The sequence below is a fragment of the Achromobacter xylosoxidans A8 genome, assembly GCF_000165835.1.
Taxonomy (GTDB): Bacteria; Pseudomonadota; Gammaproteobacteria; order Burkholderiales; family Burkholderiaceae_B; genus Achromobacter; species Achromobacter xylosoxidans_B.
The window spans coordinates 5,596,464-5,616,293 of record NC_014640.1; the positions used below are offsets into that span (position 1 = coordinate 5,596,464).

The 19,830-nt window shown below is 68.5% G+C and carries 16 protein-coding genes; 13 read left to right on the top strand and 3 right to left on the bottom strand.

Translation table 11 applies throughout. The annotated features are described in order from the left end of the window. Positions 1 to 14 precede the first annotated feature (14 nt). The 6 genes from AXYL_RS25865 to AXYL_RS25890 all read left to right on the top strand — a co-directional run bounded on the left by AXYL_RS25865 (position 15) and on the right by AXYL_RS25890 (position 4,716). Positions 15 to 1,238 carry an acyl-CoA dehydrogenase family protein gene (locus AXYL_RS25865; protein WP_013395828.1) on the top strand — a complete coding sequence of 408 codons (1,224 nt, stop codon included), beginning with the start codon at positions 15 to 17 and terminating at the stop codon, positions 1,236 to 1,238. Next, positions 1,235 to 2,278, top strand: a complete 1,044-nt coding sequence (locus AXYL_RS25870; RefSeq protein WP_013395829.1) for a phosphotransferase — start codon at positions 1,235 to 1,237, stop codon at positions 2,276 to 2,278. The genes AXYL_RS25865 and AXYL_RS25870 overlap by 4 nt, the downstream gene beginning before the upstream one ends. Before the next feature lie 144 nt (positions 2,279 to 2,422). Continuing rightward, on the top strand, positions 2,423 to 2,887 hold the full coding sequence (locus tag AXYL_RS25875) for a GNAT family N-acetyltransferase (RefSeq protein WP_013395830.1): 465 nt from the start codon (positions 2,423 to 2,425) through the stop codon (positions 2,885 to 2,887). A 100-nt stretch (positions 2,888 to 2,987) separates the two neighbouring features. After that, positions 2,988 to 3,356, top strand: a complete 369-nt coding sequence (locus AXYL_RS25880; RefSeq protein WP_013395831.1) for a hypothetical protein — start codon at positions 2,988 to 2,990, stop codon at positions 3,354 to 3,356. Between the two features lie 30 nt (positions 3,357 to 3,386). Continuing rightward, on the top strand, positions 3,387 to 3,899 hold the full coding sequence (locus AXYL_RS25885; protein WP_013395832.1) for an RNA polymerase sigma factor: 513 nt from the start codon (positions 3,387 to 3,389) through the stop codon (positions 3,897 to 3,899). 1 nt (position 3,900) lies between these two features. Continuing rightward, a complete protein-coding gene (locus AXYL_RS25890) occupies positions 3,901 to 4,716 on the top strand; it encodes an anti-sigma factor family protein (protein ID WP_013395833.1) in 816 nt (271 codons plus the stop codon). Here AXYL_RS25890 and AXYL_RS25895 read toward each other — a convergent pair. Genes AXYL_RS25895 through atzF form a run of 3 tightly spaced genes read right to left on the bottom strand, consistent with a single transcriptional unit; the run spans position 4,713 to position 11,001 of the window. Then, on the bottom strand, positions 4,713 to 5,474 hold the full coding sequence (locus tag AXYL_RS25895) for a GntR family transcriptional regulator (RefSeq protein WP_013395834.1): 762 nt from the start codon (positions 5,472 to 5,474) through the stop codon (positions 4,713 to 4,715). The genes AXYL_RS25890 and AXYL_RS25895 overlap by 4 nt on opposite strands. 2 nt (positions 5,475 to 5,476) lie before the next feature. Continuing rightward, the gene (gene uca / locus AXYL_RS25900) at positions 5,477 to 9,136 is read right to left on the bottom strand and encodes an urea carboxylase (protein WP_013395835.1); all 3,660 of its coding nucleotides are present in this window, start codon (positions 9,134 to 9,136) and stop codon (positions 5,477 to 5,479) included. A gap of 44 nt (positions 9,137 to 9,180) precedes the next feature. Next, a complete protein-coding gene (gene atzF, locus AXYL_RS25905) occupies positions 9,181 to 11,001 on the bottom strand; it encodes an allophanate hydrolase (protein ID WP_013395836.1) in 1,821 nt (606 codons plus the stop codon). Positions 11,002 to 11,370: 369 nt separating this feature from the next. On the opposite strand from atzF, the gene urtA reads away from it, so the two are divergent. The 7 genes from urtA (at position 11,371) to AXYL_RS25940 (ending at position 19,812) form a co-directional block, all read left to right on the top strand. Next, positions 11,371 to 12,624: an urea ABC transporter substrate-binding protein gene (gene urtA, locus AXYL_RS25910; RefSeq protein ID WP_013395837.1), complete on the top strand. Its 1,254-nt coding sequence runs from the start codon at positions 11,371 to 11,373 to the stop codon at positions 12,622 to 12,624. 20 nt (positions 12,625 to 12,644) lie between these two features. Then, on the top strand, positions 12,645 to 14,276 hold the full coding sequence (gene urtB / locus AXYL_RS25915) for an urea ABC transporter permease subunit UrtB (protein WP_013395838.1): 1,632 nt from the start codon (positions 12,645 to 12,647) through the stop codon (positions 14,274 to 14,276). Continuing rightward, entirely contained in the window at positions 14,273 to 15,400 is a 1,128-nt protein-coding gene (gene urtC, locus AXYL_RS25920) for an urea ABC transporter permease subunit UrtC (RefSeq protein ID WP_013395839.1), read from the top strand. The genes urtB and urtC overlap by 4 nt, the downstream gene beginning before the upstream one ends. After that, positions 15,397 to 16,236 (top strand): urea ABC transporter ATP-binding protein UrtD, encoded by an 840-nt coding sequence (gene urtD / locus AXYL_RS25925; protein WP_013395840.1) that lies wholly within the window; start codon positions 15,397 to 15,399, stop codon positions 16,234 to 16,236. Before urtC ends, urtD begins: the two co-directional genes overlap by 4 nt. 1 nt (position 16,237) lies before the next feature. Beyond that, entirely contained in the window at positions 16,238 to 16,936 is a 699-nt protein-coding gene (urtE, locus tag AXYL_RS25930; RefSeq protein ID WP_013395841.1) for an urea ABC transporter ATP-binding subunit UrtE, read from the top strand. A gap of 75 nt (positions 16,937 to 17,011) precedes the next feature. Then, a complete protein-coding gene (locus AXYL_RS25935; RefSeq protein ID WP_013395842.1) occupies positions 17,012 to 17,425 on the top strand; it encodes a DUF2946 domain-containing protein in 414 nt (137 codons plus the stop codon). Positions 17,426 to 17,610: 185 nt separating this feature from the next. Continuing rightward, entirely contained in the window at positions 17,611 to 19,812 is a 2,202-nt protein-coding gene (locus AXYL_RS25940) for a TonB-dependent receptor (protein ID WP_013395843.1), read from the top strand. Positions 19,813 to 19,830: the final 18 nt, after the last annotated feature.

Genomic DNA, 19,830 nt, shown 5'->3' on the forward strand with positions numbered 1-19,830 from the left:
CCCCGGGACGCAACATGGACTTCAGCCTCACGCCAGAAATCGAAAGCTACCGCCTGCGCATCAAGGACTTCGTCGAAACCCACATCCTGCCAGTGGAGGCCGACCCTGCCTCCTACGACGAACACGAGAACATCCGCGACGAAGTCTTGCAGCCGCTGCGCCGCCGCGCCCGCGAGGCCGGGCTGTGGGCGCTGCAGATGCCGCGCGAACGCGGCGGCCAGGGGCTGTCGCGCGTCGGCATGGCGGCCTGCTACGAAGAAATGAACGTGTCGATCTTCGGCCCCGTGGTGTTCAACAGCGCGGCGCCCGACGACGGCAACATGATGGTGCTGGAGAAGGTCGCCACCGACGCGCAGAAGGCGCGCTGGTTGCAGCCCATCGTGGACGGCAAGGTACGCTCCTCGTTCGCCATGACCGAACCGCATCCGGGCAGCGGTTCGGATCCATCCATGATGCTCACCAGCGCCACCCTGCAAGACGGCAAGTGGCGCATCCACGGCAAGAAGTGGTTCATCACCGGCGCCGGCGTGGCGCAGCACTTCATCCTGATGGCCAAGACCTCGGACGATCCGCGCAAGGGCCTGACGGCCTTCCTCTTCGACGCGGACCAGCCCGGTTGGCGCATCGAGCGCCGCATCCCCATCATGGGGCCGGAGGAACACGGCGGCCACTGCGAACTGGTGTTCGACGGGCTGGAAATCCCCGATGAAAACCGCCTGCTCGGCGTGGGCGACGGCCTGAAGGTCACGCAGATCCGCCTGGGACCCGCGCGGCTGACGCATTGCATGCGCTGGCTGGGGCTGGCGCGCCGCTCCCTGGCCATCGCGCGCGACTACGTGGCAACCCGGCAGAGCTTCGGCACCGCGCTGGCCGAGCGCGAAGGCGTGCAATGGATGCTGGGCGAATGCGCCATGGCGATCGAGATCGGCCGCCTGTTGACGATGCGCGCCGCCGTCGCCCTGGACCAGGGCAGCTACGCGCGCAAGGAAGTCTCGATGGCGAAGATCGTCGTCTCCGAAACGCTGCACAAGGCGGTCGATACCGCCATCCAGCTGACCGGCGCGCGCGGCTATTCGCGCGATACGGCCTTGGCCTGGATCTACCGCTACGCGCGCCAGGCGCGGCTGGTCGATGGGGCATCCGAAGTGCACAAGATGGTGCTGGCGCGATTCCTGATGGACGAGGGCGACGAGTTCTGGCATTGGCAGGCGCAGGAACAGGCCGGGGCGCAATCGTGACGGGCGCGACAGTGGAGACGATTGCTGGCCAGGACGCGCTGGCCGCCTATCTGGTGCGTGCGGGCTATGCCGGGCAAGCCGGCGAAGTGGCGCTGCGCCGCCTGGCCGGCGGCCAATCGAATCCGACTTACATCGTGGCCACGGTCCGCGGCCAGTATGTGCTGCGCAAGCAGCCGGCGGGCAAGCTGTTGCCCTCGGCGCACGCCATCGACCGCGAGTTCCGGGTCATGCGGGCGCTGGAGCGCAGCGACGTGCCCGTGCCGCGCATGCTGGACTATTGCGCCGACGACAGCCTGCTGGGCACTCCCTTCTACCTGATGGACTATGTGCAGGGGCGCACCTTTGTCGACCCGGCCCTGCCAGGCCTGGACCCGGCCGAGCGCGGCGCGATCTACGCCGAAACCAGCCGCGTGCTCGCGGCCCTGCATGAGCTGGACTACGTGGCCCTGGGCCTGGAAAGCTACGGCCGGCCCGGCAACTACTATGCCCGGCAAATCTCGCGCTGGACGCGGCAGTACCGCGAAAGCCGGCCCGCGGCGGACCTGCCCGCCATGGAGTCGCTGATCGACTGGCTGCCCCGCAACATTCCCGCCAGCGACGAAACGCGGCTGGTGCATGGCGACTTCCGCCTGGACAACCTGATCTTCCACCCCACCGAGCCCCGCGCCCTGGCCTTGCTGGACTGGGAGCTTTCCACGCTGGGGCACCCGCTGGCGGACCTGGCCTATTACTGCATGTGCTGGCGAGTGTCGCCGCAGCTGTGGCGCGGCGTGGCCGGATCCGATCTCGGCGCGCTGGGGATCCCCACGGAGGACGAGGTCGTGGCGGCGTACTGCCGGGCGCGCGGGCTTGCCGGTGTCGCCGATTGGGGCTTTTACCTGGCCTACAGCTTCTTCCGCATGGCCGCCATCCTGCAGGGGGTCGCCGCGCGCGCCTCTGGCGGCAACGCGGCCGCCGACGACGCCCAGTCCATGGGCGCCAAGGTGGCGCCGCTGGCCGAGCTGGGGTGGGAGTGCGCGCGCAGCGGCGGCGCGGATTGAAGAACAGGATCAAAGGACCTGGTTGAGGAGCCGGGTCAATGAGCCGGCCGCCGTCGGCCGGGCTGGCGCCCGGGGCGCAACCGCTCTATAACCTGATAATCGGGCCGGCACGGCAGCCGGACGCCTCCTACCTCCCCCGCTTCCATGACCCAGACCTGCTCCCTGGCGCTGCAGCCCGCCACCGAAGACGACCTGCCCTTCCTGCTTGCCCTGCGCAAGACCACCATGCACGAGCACCTGCGGCGCGCGGGCGCGCCACAGGACGACGACTACCATCTGGCCCGCATCCTCTACCGCTTCGAGGACGCCCGCATCGTCTGGCTGGACGGCCGGCCCGCCGGGCTGTTCAAACATAGCCGGGACGCGGCCAGCTGGCGCATCGTGCAGATCCAGATCGACCCCGCCTTCCAGGGCCGCGGGCTGGGCCGCCGCCTGCTGGAAGGCGTGCTGGACGAGGCCGACGCCGAAGGCATCCCAGTCACCCTGAGCGTGCTGAAAGGCAACCCCGCCCGCCGCCTGTATGAAGCGCTGGGCTTCACCCCCGTGGAGGAAACCGAACTGGAACACGAAATGCGTTACGAACCCGGCGCGGTCCGGCCGGCAGGCTGACCCTTTGCAACTTCTTTCCGCCCGGCGGGAATAAAGCCCGGGCCGGCAGCGTCTGTAGAGGGCAGTCCCCCACTTTCCCTATCTACGTACGAGGCAAACCATGCGCAAACACATCGCCGCAGCCCTGGCCATCTCCGCCGCCGCCCTGTTTTCGGCCGGCGCCCAGGCCCAGGCCGTCAAGACCCAGGACGGCATGCTGGTCAACAGCGCCGGCATGACGCTTTACACCTTCGACAAGGATGCCGGCGGCAAGAGCGCCTGCAATGACCAGTGCGCCAAGATCTGGCCGCCCGTCATGGCCAGCGCCGACGCCAAGCCCATGGGCGACATGACCGTCATCACCCGCGACGACGGCACCAAGCAATGGGCCAGCAAGGGCAAGCCGCTGTACACCTACGCCAAGGATGCCAAGGCCGGCGACAAGACGGGCGACAACTTCAAGGAAGTCTGGCACGTCGCCAAGCCCTGAGCCCGTGTCCGCCAGCAAACGCAGCAATCCATGCGCGCCGAAGACGAAGCCCTGATCCTGGCCTGCATCCCCAGCCTGCGGCGCTACGCCCGCGGGCTGACGGGCGATCCCCACCGGGCCGACGACCTGGTCCAGGACACGCTGGAGCGCGCATGGAGTCGCTATTCGCGCTGGCAACGGCGCGGCGAGTTGCGCGCCTGGATGTTCGGCATCATGCACAACCATTTCATCGACGGCGTGCGCGCCAGCAGCCGGCGGGCCGAGCAGACCGCCCCGGGCGAACTGCCGGACGCCCCGGTGCGCGCCACGCAGACCGACCACCTGGAGGTGCGCGACCTGGACCGCTGCTTGCAAGCCCTGCCCGCCGAACAGCGGGAGGTATTGCTGCTGATCTGCGTGGAGGACCTGTCCTATCAGGAAACCGCCCGGATACTGGACGTGCCGATGGGCACGGTCATGTCGCGCCTGTCGCGCGCCCGCGAGAAGCTGGGCGCGCTGATGCAGGCGCGCGACACCGTCAGCAAGCTTCATCGCGTGAAATGACATGAACGAGAAACGCCTCCACGCAGTGCCCGGCGCGGGCACCCCGATTACCGAAGCCGACCTGCATGCCTATGCGGACGGCCAGTTGCCGCCGGCGCGCCGCGCCGAGGTCGAGACCTTCCTGGACGCGCATCCGCAGGACCAGGCCCGGGTCGACGAATGGCGCGAACAGCGGCGCCTGCTGCACGCCATGCTGGACCCGGTGCTGGACGAGCCGCTGCCGCTGCGCCTGCCCCTGGCGCGGCCCGCCACCCCCTGGCCCTGGCGCGCGCTGGCCGCGGGCGTGGCGATCGCTGCCATCAGCGCCAGCGCCGCCTGGATCACGCGCGGCGCCATGGATGCGCGCCATCTGCAAGCGGTGCTGGCCACCGCCAGCCCGGAGCGCGTCGCGGGCGGCTATGCCCAGCGCGCCGCCATCGCCCACGCGGTCTATGCGCCCGACATGGGCCGCCCCGTGGAAGTCGGCGCCGACAACGAGAAGGGCCTGGTCACCTGGCTGACCAAGCGCATGGGCGCGACCATGCGCCCGCCGTCCCTGTCGCAGGCCGGCTATGAGTTGGTGGGCGGACGCCTGCTGCCCGGCGGCGCGGGGCCGGTTGCGCTCTTCATGTACGGCGCAGCCGATGGCCAGCGCCTGACCTTGTACGTCACCCGCGAGGCTGCCGGTGGGCAGACCGCCTTCCAGTTCACCCAGGAGGGTCCGGTGCGGGTGTTCTATTGGGTCGAAGGCCAGTTCGGCTACGCGCTGTCGGGCGCAGTCAGCCGCGACGAGTTGCTGCGCGTGTCGCAGGAGGTTTACCAGCAGTTGCAGGGCTAGGGCGTATCCGCGCCTGCAGACGCCTGCCCCCGCCCGCCGGCGCGCTCGCGCGCCTCGTGCAGCATATGCAGCGTGATCTTGCGGACCTCGGCGCGGCTAATGCCGATATGCGAACGCAGCATGCGTGCCGCCTCGTCGGCGCGGCGCGCCAGCACCGCCCGCAAGATGGCCGCGTGCTCGTCGTAGGTGGCGTCGACGCGGAAATCCTTGGTGAAGTCCAGCCGCCGCACGATGCGTATCTTCTCGGTCACGTCGCGATGGATCTGCGCCATCTCGGGATTGCCGGCGGCGGCCACCAGCGCACAATGGAAGGCCTCGTCCAGTTGCGCCACCAAGCGTCCGTCCAGGATGCGCTGCCGCGGCGGCGCCAGCCACACGTCCTTCAGCGCGCCCAGAATGCCGGCCTCGTCCATGTGCTCGCGCGCGCACAGCCGTTCCACCGCGGCCTGCTCCAGCACCACCCGCACGTCGTACAGCGCCTCGAAGCGTTCGAAGTCGAAGGGCCGCACCTGCCAGCCGCTGCGCGGCCGCGGCAGCACATAGCCCTCGCGCTCCAGCCGCGCCAGTCCCAACCGCACCGGCGTGCGGCTGACACCCAGTCGGGCCGCCACCTCGGCCTCGGTGAAGCGCTCGCCCGGCAGCACTCGGAAGTCGAACAGGTCGTCCTTCAGGCGCTGATAAACCTGATCGGCCAGCGAGCCGGCCAAGGCCGGCGCCTGGCGGATGGCCGGAGCGGCCTGCTCGGATTCCAGACGCATGCTCAAACCACGGGGCAGGTCGCGTCTTCGGCCAGCACGATGAGCGGGTCACCGGCGTTCACGGGTTTGCCCGGCACGCAGCGGATCGCGGCAACGGTGCCGGAAGCGGGCGCAATGACCGATAGTTCCATCTTCATGGCTTCGACCACCACCAGCGTGTCGCCGGCCGCAACGCTCTGGCCCACCTGAACCGGAATCTTCCAGATGTTGCCGCACATGTCGGCGCTGACCAGGCTTTCGCCTTCTTTCAATGCCGCCTCGGCTTCGGGCTCGGGCGCAGCCGCGTCCTGCTCCACCGCGGCATCCTCGCTTTTCCACAAGGCGACCTCGGCATCGAAGGCGCTCTTCTGGCGCATCTGGAACGCCGCAATGCTGTCGGCCTCTTGCGCCAGGAAGCGCTGGTGCGCGGCGAAGTCGAACACCTCTTCCTCGATGCGGATCGTGGCCCGGCCTTCGCGGAAGTCCTCGCGCAGCAGATCGAGCTCAGCCTCGGTCACCGGGTAGAAGCGCACCTGATCGAAAAAGCGCAGCAGCCAGGGCTTGCCGTCCTGGAACACCGGGTTCTTCAGGAACTTGTTCCAGATGGGCAAGGTGCGTCCGACCAACTGATAGCCGCCGGGCGAATCCATGCCGTAGATGCACATGTACACACCGCCTATGCCCACGGTACCTTCGGCCGTGAACGTGCGGGCCGGGTTGTACTTGGAGGTCAGCAGGCGGTGGCGCGGGTCTATCGGCACCGCGCAAGGCGCGCCCAGGTAGACGTCGCCCAGGCCCATGATCAGATAGCTGGCGTCGAACACGATATCGCGGACCTGCTTGCGGCTGGCCAGGCCGTTGATGCGCTGGATGAAGTCCACGTTGTTCGGCAGCCAGGGCGCGCTGGCGCGCACTGTTTCCTGATAACGCTGCACCGCGCCCAGCGTGGCCGAGTCCTCGAACGCCATCGGCAGATAGACCACGCGGGTCGGCACCTTGAGCGTGGCCACATCGGCCAGGCCGGTCTCGATCCGCAGCAGGCGCTCGATCAGCGCGCCTTGCAGGACAACGCGGCTGTCGTAGCGGATCTGCAGCGAACGCACGCCCGGCGACAGCTCCAGCACGCCGGCGATGGGATCGGCGCTAAGCGCCTCCATCAGCAGGTGGATGCGCATGCGCAACGCCAGATCCAGCACGTTGTCACCGTATTCCAGCAGCAGATAGCCGTCGCCCGCCTGGCGGTAGGACACCGAGGGGCGCGTGCCCGCGGCGGCCAGCGCCGCCACGATGGGTTCCGCCGGCGCGGCATGCGTTGCGGCGGCGTCAGCGTGCCGGGGCATGTCGGCGGCCCGGGCTTGCGCGGGCGCCGCCAGCTCGGCCACGCTGCGGTCCTGCGCCGCCTCCAGCGCCACAGCCTGTTGATAATCGATCCGCACGAAACGGATACGATCGCCCGGCTTGACCTGCCCGACCTTCCACAATTCGGCGCGGGCGATGGTGACGGGGCAAACGAAGCCGCCCAGGCTGGGGCCGTCGCGCGTCAGGATGACGGGGCTGTCGCCGGTGAAGTTGATGCTGCCGATGGCGTACTCACAATCGTGGATGTTGGACGGATGCAGGCCGGCCTCGCCGCCGTCCTCGCGCGCCCAGGTCGGCTTGGGACCGATCAGGCGCACACCCAGCCGGTTGGAGTTGTAATGCACTTCCCAGTCCGCGGCGAAGAAGGTTTCGATGGCTTCGGGCCGGAAGAAATCCGGCGCGCCGTGCGGGCCGTAGAGCACGCCGATTTCCCAGGCGTTGCCGTACGCCGGGATCAGTTCGGCGGGCGCGGCCTGGGGTTCGCACATGGGCTCGCCGGCGTCATTGGCCAGCCCGGGGCGGACCCGTGGCAGCATGTCGCCCACGCGCAAAGTACGGCCGGCATGGCCACCGAACTGGCCCAACGCAAAGGTCGAACGGCTGCCTAGATAGACCGGCACGTCCAGGCCGTGACGCACGGCCAGATAGCTGCGGCAGCCCGACAGCGCACGGCCGGCTGCCAGCACCTGGCCGGACAGCACGGTCACCGGCGTCCACATGGGCATGGGTACGCCATCCAGCGTGGCTGCGCAGGCCGCGCCCGTCAGTGCCACGATGGCATCGCCGTGAAAACGCAAGGTAGGGCCGACCAGCGTGGCCTCGATGCCGGCTGCATCGGGCGCATTGCCGACGATGCGGTTGGCCATGCGGAAGGCATAGTCGTCCATCGGTCCCGAGGGCGGCACGCCGATGTCCCAGTAGCCTACCCGCCCCGGATAGTCCTGCACGCTGGTGTAGGTGCCAGCGGCCAGCACCTCGATCGCCGCGGGCCGGTACGTGAAGGTTTCCAGGAAGCGCGTGGACAGCTCTCCGGCTCGAAAGCGCGCGTCATCCACGATCTGCCGCAGATAGTCCAGGTTGGTGGCGATGCCATGCAGGCGGGTGCGGGCCAGCGCGTGCGCCAGCTTGTCCAGCGCGGCCTCGCGCGTGCCGGCGTGCACGATCAGCTTGGCCAGCATGGGGTCGTAGAACGCCGGCACCTCGGTGCCGGTTGCGACCCAGCCGTCCACCCGCAGGCCTTGCGGAAAGAACACATCGGTCAACACGCCCGGCGACGGCTGGAACTGGCGCAGCGGATCCTCGGCGTACAGGCGCACCTCGATCGACGCGCCCTGCGGCGCGCGCGACATGGCGGCGTAGTCCAGCGGCTCGCCCGCGGCCACGCGCAACATGCATTCCACCAGGTCCAGGCCGGTGACGGCTTCCGTCACGGGATGCTCGACCTGCAAACGGGTATTGACCTCCAGGAAATAGAAGCTGTCGCGCGCCGCGTCGTAGATGAACTCCACGGTGCCGGCGGAACGGTAGTTGACCGACTCGCCCAGCCGCACGGCGGCGGCGTGCAACGCCTGGCGCGTGGCGACGGGCAGCAGCGGCGCGGGCGTCTCTTCGATTACCTTCTGGTTGCGGCGCTGCACCGAGCAATCGCGTTCGCCCAAAGCCAGCACGCGGCCGGCGCCGTCGCCGAAGATCTGCACCTCGACGTGGCGCGCATTGTCGACGTAGCGCTCGATGAAGGCGCCGCCGTCGCTGAAGAAATGCTCGCCCATGCGCTGCACGCTATCGAAGGCCGCAGTCAGCTCGGCCTCGTTGTCGCAGCGCGAAAGGCCGATGCCGCCGCCGCCCGCCGTGCTCTTGAGCATCACCGGATAGCCTATGCGCTCAGCCTGCGACAGCGCTTCGCCCAGGCTGCCCAGCAAGCCCGTGCCCGGCGTCATCGGCACGCCGGCCTCGGCCGCCAGTTCGCGCGAACGGTGCTTCAGGCCGAACTCGCGGATCTGCAGCGGCGTCGGGCCGACGAACGCGATGCCGGCGTCCTCGCAGGCCTGCGCGAACTCGGCGCTTTCGGACAGGAAGCCGTAGCCGGGGTAGATGGCCTGCGCGCCATGCTCTCGGGCGGCGGCCAGCAGCAGGTCCATGCGCAGGTAGCTGTCGGCGGCCTTCTCGCCGCCCAGCGCCACGGCCACGTCGGCCGCGCGCACGTGGGCGGCATTGCGGTCCGGGTCGGAGTAGACGGCCACGCTGCGGATGCCCAGCCGCTTGAGGGTGCGGATGGCGCGGACGGCGATCTCGCCGCGGTTGGCAATCAGAACGGTATCGAACACGGTGCGACTCCCAGGTTTCTTGCGGGGGTTATCGAAAGCGGAGATCAGGCCAGGCTGGCCAGGTAGGCGCGCCAGCCGCCGAACTCCGTGATGTCGCGCGCGCCCTCCAGGCCGCGCGGCTCGCAGATGAAGCCCTTGACCTGCCGGCCGTCCGCCAGCTCCAACGTGCCGATGCCCAGCGGCGCGGGGATCTCGGCCACGAAGGCGCCGAAGGCAGCCAGCGGCACATCCCAGAGCTCGACCTCGATGGGCGCGCCGCTCGCGGACTTCACCAGGCCGGGCTTGGGCGGCGATGTTTTTGCCAGGGCATACAGGCGGTAATCGCCGGCTGTGTGCGTCTGCTCGACGAACACCGCGCGGCGCGAGGTCAGCTGATGGTTCAGCGGCATGCCGCGCAAGTGCGCGCCGACCACGGACACACGCACCGTGTCGCCCGCCGGCGCCCGGGCAGGGCTGATGGCGGGCAGCGGTGCGCCGGTGGCGCCCAGCGGCAGGCCGAGACGCGCCTGCCACTGGCGGCCAAACTGCGCCAGGGCATGGTCCTGCCACGCCAGCCCGATCAGCGTGATGCCTGCGGGCAGGCCGTCGTCGCGCATGCCGGCGGGCAGCGCCAGCGCCGACAGGTCCGCCAGGTTCGCAAAGTTGGTGTAGATCCCCAGCCGTGAATTCAGCGCCACCGGATCGGCGTCCAGTTGGGTGATGGTGTAGATCGACGGCGCGGTCGGCACGACCAACGCGTCGAAGCCCGCCAGCGACCGAAGGATGCGCCGCGCCAGATCCGCGCGCCGGTACTCCGCCTTGAACGCGTCCAGCGCGCTGTAGTTGGCGGCCTGCTCGACGATGCCGCGCACCACCGGATGGATGGCGCCAGGGTTCTTCTGCCACAGTGCTTCCACGGCGGCAAAGCGCTCGGCCACCCAGGGCCCCTGATACAGCAGCGCCGCCAGCTCGCTGAACGGCGTGAAGTCCATGGGCTCGACCGTCGCGCCGGACGCCTTCAGGACGCGTACCGCCGCGTCGAACGCGGCCGCCGCCTGCGCATCGCCGAAGAATTCCAGCTGCGCGGGTATCGCCAGCCTGGGCTGCGCCGGCCACGGATGTACGCTGCCTGCCGGCTGGGCGCGCGAATAGGGATCGCGCTCGTCGAAGCCGGCCGCGATATCGGCCACCAATTCCGCGTCATCCACCGTCAACGCGAACACCGACACGCAATCCTGCGTGCGGCATGCCGGCACCACGCCGGCCGTGCTGAGCCGGCCCTTGGTGGGTTTGAGGCCGACGATGTTGTTAAAGCCCGCCGGCACGCGACCCGAACCTGCGGTGTCGGTACCCAGCGAAAACGCCGCCAGGCCACGCGCTACGACGGACGCGGAGCCCGAACTGGAGCCGCCGCTGACGTATTCCGGATTGAAGGTATTGGCCACGGGGCCCAGCGGCGAACGCGTGCCCACCAGTCCGGTGGCGAACTGATCCAGGTTGGTCTTGCCCACCAGGATGGCGCCCGCCGCGCGCAGCCGGGCGACGACGGTGGCGTCCTGCTCAGGCGTATAGGCGAATTCCGGGCAGGCCGCCGTGGTGGGCCAGCCTGCGGCGTCGATGTTGTCCTTGATCGCAAACGGCACGCCATACAACGGCAGCCGCTTCAGATCGCCGCCGGCGGCTTCCAGCAACCCATGCAGGGCATCGAGCTGCCGCGCCAGCAGGGCACCGTCCACGCGCTTGATCCAGGCATTGTCCGGCTGGCCGCCGCGTTCGGCCCATGCAGCCAGCAGAGTCTCGGGCGTGGCGCCCTCATCGCGGTAGGCGGCCTGCCATTGCGCGATCGTCCATGCGACGGGGCCTTTGTGCGTTGCTACGGCGTTCATGCTGGAGTCCTTTCTTGTATACAAGTACGGATTCCCAAGCAATCGGCGTGCCATGTTGGCCGCCGCCCCGCGTTTTCCCCCTTCTCCTGCGGCGGCGCGCTCCAAGCCGCCAGGCGCGCATGACGACGCCCCGCCCCGCACGCACCGCCAACGAGCGCCGCGCGCACCCATGTTGTGCATGCGGCACCAGATCGATCACTGGCGTCTTGCGCGCCGCGCTCCACGATGCTCGCGTCCCATCCCCCCTGCATATAGCGGACCGCACGTCAGCGCGTGGTTGGCATGCCTTTTGCTTTGAGGTTCTGGTCGTCGGGTGTTGTTCAGATCGTTCTCGCCGGCGCGACCGGCACATTCCCATCAGGAGTCACCATGAAACGCAGACTAGCCCTTAAGCAACTGACCGCCGTGAGCCTGTTGGCCATGTCTGGATGGATGCCCCAGGTACACGCCGCCGAAGACACCATCAAAGTCGGCATCCTGCATTCGCTCTCGGGCACGATGGCAATCTCGGAAACGTCGCTGAAGGACGTTGCCCTGATGGCCATCGAGGAAATCAACGCCAATGGCGGCGTGATGGGCAAGAAGCTCGAAGCCGTGGTGGTGGACCCCGCGTCGAACTGGCCGCTGTTCGCCGAGAAGTCGCGCCAGCTTTTGTCCCAGGACAAGGTGGCGGTCGTCTTCGGCTGCTGGACCTCGGTGTCGCGCAAGTCCGTGCTGCCGGTGTTCAAGGAGCTCAACGGTCTGCTCTTCTACCCGGTGCAATACGAAGGCGAAGAGCTGGAAAAGAACGTGTTCTACACCGGCGCCGCGCCCAACCAGCAGGCCATACCCGCCGTCGAATACCTGATGAGCGAAGACGGCGGCGGGGCCAAGCGCTTCGTGCTGCTGGGCACCGACTACGTCTATCCGCGCACCACCAACAAGATCCTGCGCGCCTTCCTGCATTCCAAGGGAGTCAAGGACAGCGACATCGACGAGGTCTACACGCCCTTCGGCCATTCCGACTACCAGACCATCGTCGCTAACATCAAGAAGTTCGCCACCGGCGGCAAGACGGCCGTCATCTCAACCATCAACGGCGACTCCAACGTGCCCTTCTACAAGGAGCTGGGCAACGCCGGCCTGAAGGCCACCGACGTGCCGGTGGTGGCGTTCTCGGTCGGCGAAGAGGAATTGCGCGGCGTCGACGCCAAGCCGCTGGTAGGCCACCTGGCCGCGTGGAACTACTTCCAGTCGGTCAAGAACCCGGTCAACGACGCCTTCATCCAGAAGTGGAAGGCCTATGCCAAGACCAAGAACCTGCCCAACGCCAATACGGTGGTGACCAACGATCCGATGGAGGCCACCTACATCGGCATCCACATGTGGAAGCAGGCGGTGGAACAAGCCAAGACCACGGACGTGGACAAGGTAATCGCGGCCATGGGCGGCCAGAAGTTCAATGCGCCCGACGGCTACACCATCGAGATGGACCCGACCAACCACCACCTGCACAAGCCGGTCTACATCGGCGAGATCAAGGCGGACGGCCAGTTCAGCGTGGTGTGGAAGAGCAAGGGTCCGATCCGCGCCCAGCCCTGGAGCCCGTACATCCCGGGCAACGAAGGCAAGCAAGGTCTCTAACGCACTGGGAACAAGCAGCCATGCGCATCGCGGCAATCGCACTCTACTTGCGTCGTTTCCTGCTGGCTTGGCTGGTGTCCCTGCCGCTCGCTGCCGCCCCGGCGGCGGCCGGCGGCGTGGACCCAGCCCTGCTGGCGCCGCTGGCCGGCGACGACACGGACGCCAAGCTCCAGACGATTGCCGCGCTGGGCCAGTTGCCCGAACCCGAAGCGGCAGCGGTGCTGCAGGCGCTGGGCGAGGACCGGCTCTATGCCGCCCCCGATGGCCGCGTGCTGATCGGCAACGGCGGCGCGCGCGCCACCGACGCGGCCACGGGCGCCGCCGCCGAGCTGCCCGCGGACGCGGGCGCCATAGGCATCAACAACCGCCTGCGCCGCGCCATCGAGGCCGCGCTGGCCGGCTCACGCCTGTACTCCGAACAACCCGCCGAGCGTCTGGCGGCGGCTCGCCGCCTGCAACAAACCGGCGACCCGGCGCGCCTGCCCATGCTGGAGAAGGCCCTGGCCGCGGAAAAGAACGAGGCCGTGCGCGACGCGCTGCTGATCGCGCAGGCCAACCTGGAATTGAAGAGCAGCGATCCTGCCAAGCGGCGCCACGCGGTGGAGCTGCTGGGCGGCACCCGCAGCGCCGCCTTCCGCCCCACCCTGGCCGCCCTGGCCGAGGAACGCGACGGCGCTTACGCCGAGCCCGACGCCGGCGTGCGTGAGGCCGCCGGCCGTGCGCTCAAACAGATCGACCGCCACCTGACCACCATCGAATGGGCCGGCAACCTGTTCTACGGCATCAGCCTGGGCAGCGTGCTGCTGCTGGCGGCGCTGGGCCTGGCCATCACCTTCGGCCTGATGGGCGTGATCAACATGGCGCACGGCGAGCTGCTGATGATAGGCGCCTACGTGACCTATGTGGTGCAGACGGCGTTCCGCGCCTGGCTGCCGGGCTGGCTGGACTGGTACGTGCTGGCCGCGTTGCCGCTGGCCTTTGCCGTGACCGCGCTGGTCGGCATGGCGCTGGAGCGCACCGTCATACGCTGGCTCTATGGCCGGCCGCTGGAAACGCTGCTGGCCACCTGGGGCATCAGCCTGATCCTGATGCAGGGCGTGCGCACGCTGTTCGGCGCGCAGAACGTCGAGGTGGGCAATCCCGGCTGGATGTCCGGCGGCGTCACGGTGCTGGGCGGACTGGTGCTGAGCTACAACCGCCTGGTCATCATCGGCTTCGCCTTCTTCGTGGTGTTCCTGGTGTGGGCGCTGCTGAACCATACCCGCCTGGGCCTGTTCGTGCGCGCCATCACACAGAACCGCCGCATGGCCGACTGCGTGGGCGTACCCACCGGCCGCGTCGACATGCTGGCCTTCGGCCTGGGCTCCGGCATCGCCGGGCTGGCTGGGGTGGCGCTGTCCCAACTGGGCAATGTGGGACCGGACCTGGGCCGCGGCTACATCGTCGATTCGTTCATGGTGGTGGTGCTGGGCGGCGTGGGCCAATTGGCCGGCACCGTCATCGCCGCGCTAGGCCTGGGCGGCGTCAATAAATTCCTGGAGCCTTACACGGGAGCCGTCATGGCCAAGATCACCATCCTCGCGCTGATCGTGCTGTTCGTCCAAAAGCGGCCGCAAGGCCTGTTCGCCCCCCGCGGCCGGAGTGTCGAATGAAACAGAACGCGCTGACTGACCTCAATCTGCTGACCCGCCGCCCGCTGTACTCGGGCCGCGTATGGGCGGCCCTGGCCGCGGCCGTGGCGCTGCTGGCGCTGCTGCCCTGGCTGAATCTCGTCTTCCCGCCCGGCCATGCGCTGCATGTGTCGGCCTATGCCGTGGCGCTGCTGGGCAAGTTCATGTGCTACGCCATGGCGGCGCTGGCGCTGGATCTGGTGTGGGGCTATGCCGGCATCCTGTCGCTGGGACACGGCCTGTTCTTCGCGCTGGGCGGCTATGCGCACGGCATGTACCTGATGCGCGCCATCGGCCGCGACGGCGTCTACCAGAGCGATCTGCCCGACTTCATGGTATTCCTGGACTGGAAGAGCTACCCCTGGTACTGGTCCTTTACCGAACACTTCTGGTACGCCATGCTGCTGGTGGTGCTGGTACCGGGCGTGCTGGCCTTCGTGTTCGGCTACTTCGCCTTCCGCTCGCGCATCAAGGGCGTGTACTTTTCCATCATCACGCAGGCGTTGACCTTCGCCGCGATGCTGCTGTTCTTCCGCAACGACACAGGCTTCGGCGGCAACAACGGCTTCACCGACTTCAAGCGCATCCTGGGCTTCGACATCACCGCGCCGGGCACGCGCGCCGCGCTGTACTGGATCACGCTGGCGGCGCTGGCCGGCGCCCTGATCCTGGCGCGGCTGGTCACGCAGAGCAAGCTGGGCCGCGTACTGACCGCCGTGCGCGACGCCGAAAGCCGCCTGCGCTTCATCGGCTACGACCCTCTGGGCTTCAAGCTGTTCGTCTGGACCCTGTCCGCAGTGCTATGCGGCATCGCCGGCGCGCTCTACGTGCCGCAGGTCGGCATCATCAACCCCAGCGAGATGTCCACCGAGACCTCCATCGAAATGGTGATCTGGGTCGCCACCGGCGGGCGCGGCACGCTGGTCGGCCCCATCATCGGCGCAGGCGCCGTCAACGGCCTGAAGACCTGGTTCACCAGCGTGCTGCCGGAGTTCTGGCTGTATGCGCTGGGCCTGATCTTCGTACTGGTGACGCTGTTCCTGCCCACCGGCATCGTCGGCCTGGCGCGCCGCATCTCCGCCCGCATCCAGGGGAACAAGGCATGAGCAGCACGCATATCGAATCCGCCGCGCTCGACGGCGGCCCCAGCGGCGACGCCGGCTATGGCCGCGTCAACCCCAAGGGCCTGGACACCAGCCACGGCGCCATCCTCTACCTGGAAGGCATCACGGTCAGTTTCGACGGCTTCAAGGCCCTCAACGACCTGACGCTGGACATAGGCGTAGGCGAACTGCGCTGCATCATCGGCCCCAACGGCGCCGGCAAGACCACCATGATGGACGTCATCACCGGCAAGACCCGGCCCACTTCGGGCACGGCCTACTTCGGCCAGAGCATAGACCTCGCGACGCTCAACGAAGCGCAGATCGCGCATGCCGGCATCGGCCGCAAATTCCAGCGGCCCACGGTGTTCGAGCAGCACAGCGTGTTCGAAAACCTGGAGCTGGCGATGAAGACCGACAAGCGCGTGCGGCCCACGCTGTTCGCGCGGCTGAGCGGCGAACAGGCCGACAAGATCGGCGAGACGCTGGACCTGATCCGGCTGCGGCCGGAAGCGGCGCTGCCCGCCGGGTTGCTATCGCACGGCCAGAAGCAGTGGCTGGAGATCGGCATGCTGCTGATGCAGGAGCCGCAATTGCTGCTGCTGGACGAACCGGTGGCGGGCATGACCGACGCCGAGACCGAACGCACCGGCGAGCTGCTCAACGAGCTGCGCGGACGCCATTCGCTGATGGTGGTGGAGCATGACATGGACTTCGTCAACCAGATCGCGGGCAACGGCAAGGTCACGGTGCTGCATGAAGGCTCGGTGCTGGCCGAAGGACCGATGAGCAAGGTGCAGGCCGATCCGCGCGTCATCGAAGTTTATTTGGGGCGCTGAAATGCTGGACGTGAACGCGATCGACCAATACTACGGCGGCAGCCACACCCTGCGCGGCGTGTCGCTGTCCTTGCGCCAGGGCGAATGCCTGGCGCTGCTGGGCCGCAACGGCGTGGGCAAGACCACCTTGCTCAAATGCGTGATGGGCGTGCTGCCGGTGGCGCGCGGCGGCATCGCCTTCGACGGCGCCGACGTCACGCGCCTGGAGCCGCACCAGCGCGCCGCGCGCGGCATGGCCTATGTGCCGCAAGGCCGCGACATCTTCGCGCGGCTGACGGTGGAAGAGAACATCCTGATGGGCATGGCGGCCAAGCCGGCGGCGCGCGCCCGCCGTATCAAGGAAGAGGTGTACGAGCTGTTCCCGGTGCTGCGGACCATGCTGTCGCGCCGCGGCGGCGACCTGTCCGGCGGGCAGCAGCAACAACTGGCGATCGCCCGCGCCCTGGTGGCCGAGCCCAAGCTCATCATCCTGGACGAGCCCACCGAAGGCATCCAGCCGTCCATCATCAAGGACATCGCCCGCGTCATCCACATGCTGCGCCAGCGCGGCGACATCGCCATCCTGCTGTGCGAGCAGTACTTCGACTTCGCCCGCGAGCTGGCGGACCAGTTCGTGGTGCTGTCCCGCGGCGAGGTGGTGGCGCGCGGCGACCGCGGTGCGATCGATGGCGAGGACGTGCGGCGGCATCTGTCGGTCTAGGGCCTGAGCCGGGCCTCGATTATTCCTGGCATACGCTGGACGGCAGCCCCATCTGCTCCGATATAATCGGGCGCCATGTGCTCCGCTGCCTACCTGACCCGCCCTGCCGTCTGGATCGCGCTCGTCGCGATCCTGTGGGCGTCGTTGGCGCCGTCGCTGGCGAATGCGCTGAGCCTGTCTCCGGCCAGCCACAACGCCCATCGCATCAGCGTCGACTTCTGCACTAGCGAAGGCGCGGGACAAGCCTCATTCTCCCTGGAGGTGCCGGGCAACAACGATGACGGCAGCCAGGCGGACAGTCACGGCGACAGCCATCACTGCCCGTTGTGCCGCAACCCTGGCGCCGACGTGGGCATCCTGCCCGCGCCCGTTCCCGTCGTACCCGCCCCGCTCGGGCGCGCCATCACCTATCCGCCGCTGTTCTTCCTCGCGGCGCATCCTCTTCATGCCTGGAGCGCGGCGCAGCCGCGCGCACCGCCAGCAGTCTGAGCCGGCGCGCCCCGCCGCCTGACGGCGACCGGTCCGCGTCCGCACGCTGTTACCCCGCCGCCACCTTCCGTCCGCGCCGACCGCGCGTCCAGAGGCGTGCCGTCATTCAGGCTCATGCGCCCCGACCAGCCCCGCCCGTCCCCGGAGGGCAGCGGGGCGCGCGGGCCGGACCACCGGTTCCAGACATGAAGAAAACCACGACCTACACCCTGCTGCTGGGCGCGCTCGCCAGCGGCTCCGCCCAGGCCCAGCCCACGGAACCCGCCGTGCAAACCCTGGCGCCCACCACCGTGCATGGCGCAAGCGCCGAAGCGCCCGCCCCCAACGGCCCCATCAATCTGAACGCGCGCGACAGCACCGGCAGCCGCCTGGGCCTGACCCTGCGCGAAACGCCGGCCAGCGTCACCGTGATCTCGCGCGAGCAGATCGAGGCGCGCGGCTCCTTGAACACCCAGGAGATCGCCCGTGGCATCCCCGGCGTGGACAACGCCTCGCCGCCCGGCAATGCCGGCGCGGTCAGCTACCGCGGCTTCTCCGGCGGCCAGGTCTCGCAACTGTTCAACGGCATCTCCGTGCAGTACGACTCGATCGCAGCGCGGCCGGTGGACAGCTGGATCTATGACCGGGTCGAAGCGATAGGCGGCCCCTCCACCTTCCTGTTCGGCGCGGGCGCGGTGGGCGGCGCCATCAACTACGTCACCAAGCTGCCCGAGCGCGACACTTTCTACGACGGCCAGTTGCGGTTGGGTTCGTTCGACAGCCGCCAGCTATCGGTCGGCCTGAACCAGCAGCTGACGGGCGAGCCTGGCGGCCGCGGCCACTATCTGCGCATCGACGCCAATACCGATTCCAGCCACGGCTGGGTCGACGGCAACCATTCCCGCGCCAGCCAGGTGGCCGCCTCGCTGCTGTCCGACCTGGGCGCTGACGTGACCCAGACTTTCGCCTTCGAGTACCAGCGCGAACAGGTCGACCGCCCCTACTGGGGCACGCCGCTGAAAACCGGCGCCAACGGCGTGGTGCAGGGCACGGGCCGCATCCTGGATGGCACACGCTTCAAGAACTACAACGTCAACGATGGCCTGTACGAGCAGTCGGTGCTGTGGGCGCGCTCCTTGACCGAATGGCGCGCCGGCTCGAATCTGACCTTCAAGAACACGCTCTACTACTATCGCGCCGAACGCGATTACCGCAACCTGGAAAGCTACCGCCTGAACGCTGGCAACAGCCTGGTGCTGCGCTCCGGCGCGCTGCTGCAGCGCCACGAGCAAAGCCTGATCGGCAACCGCGTGGAAGGGCTGTACCGCTCGACCCTGGCCGGCCTGCCCAGCGACTGGTCCTTTGGTGTGGACGTCAGCCAGAACAAGATCACCCGCTATCCCACCAGCCTGCCCGCCCAGGTGGACGCGGTGGACCCCTACGACTTCTCGGCCGGCGATTTCTACGACATCCCCGGCATGAAGCGCGGCCATGTCGCCGACCGCGACAACCGCATCCGCACGCTGGCGCTGACGATGGAAAACCGCACCACGGTGCTGCCGGGCGTGGCCATCGTATCGGCGCTGCGCAAGGACTTCATCGACCTGGACCTGACCAACCGCCGCGCCGTCACCGCGGCTGCGCCCGCCAGCGCGCAGCGCAGCTACTCGCCGCTGACCGGACGGCTGGGCGTGAACTGGGAGCTGAGCCCGGAAGCTACGCTGTACGCGCAGTACGCCACCGCGGCGGATCCCCCGTCGGGCATCCTGGCGACGGCCTCGTTCGCCGACGTGCTGAGCAATGACAAGCTCAGTACCGGCAGGCAGGCCGAAGTGGGCGGCAAGTTCAACTTCTGGGACGGCCGCGGCACGGCCACCGTGGCGGTCTATGAGATCAAGCGCAAGAACATAGCAACCTCGGACCCGAACAATCCCGGCGTCAGCGTGCCCGTGGGCGCGCAATCGGCGCGCGGCATCGAACTGGCCGGCGGCCTGCAGCTGACGTCCCAGCTGTCCCTGCAAGGCAACGTCGCTTTCGTCGATCCCCAGTACGACGACTTCTCGCAATCGGTGGGCGGCGTGGCGGTCTCGCGCAACGGCAACGTGCCGACCAACACCCCGCGCCGCCTCGCCAACGTCTGGCTGGATTACGCCTTCCTGCCCGACTGGACCGCCAGCATGGCGGCGCGCTACGTGGGCCGCATGTACGCCGACGCCGCCAACACCGTGTGGACCCCGTCCTACACCGTGTTCGACGCGGCGCTGTCGCACCGCATCAACCGCAACCTCAGCGTGACGGCGCGCGTGCGCAACCTGACCGACAAGGTCTACGCCGCGAACGCGACGCCGACCATGTACTACCTGGGCGCCCCGCGCTCGGTCGAGCTCACCTTGCAGGCCCGCTTCTGAGCGGCGCGCCGGGACAGA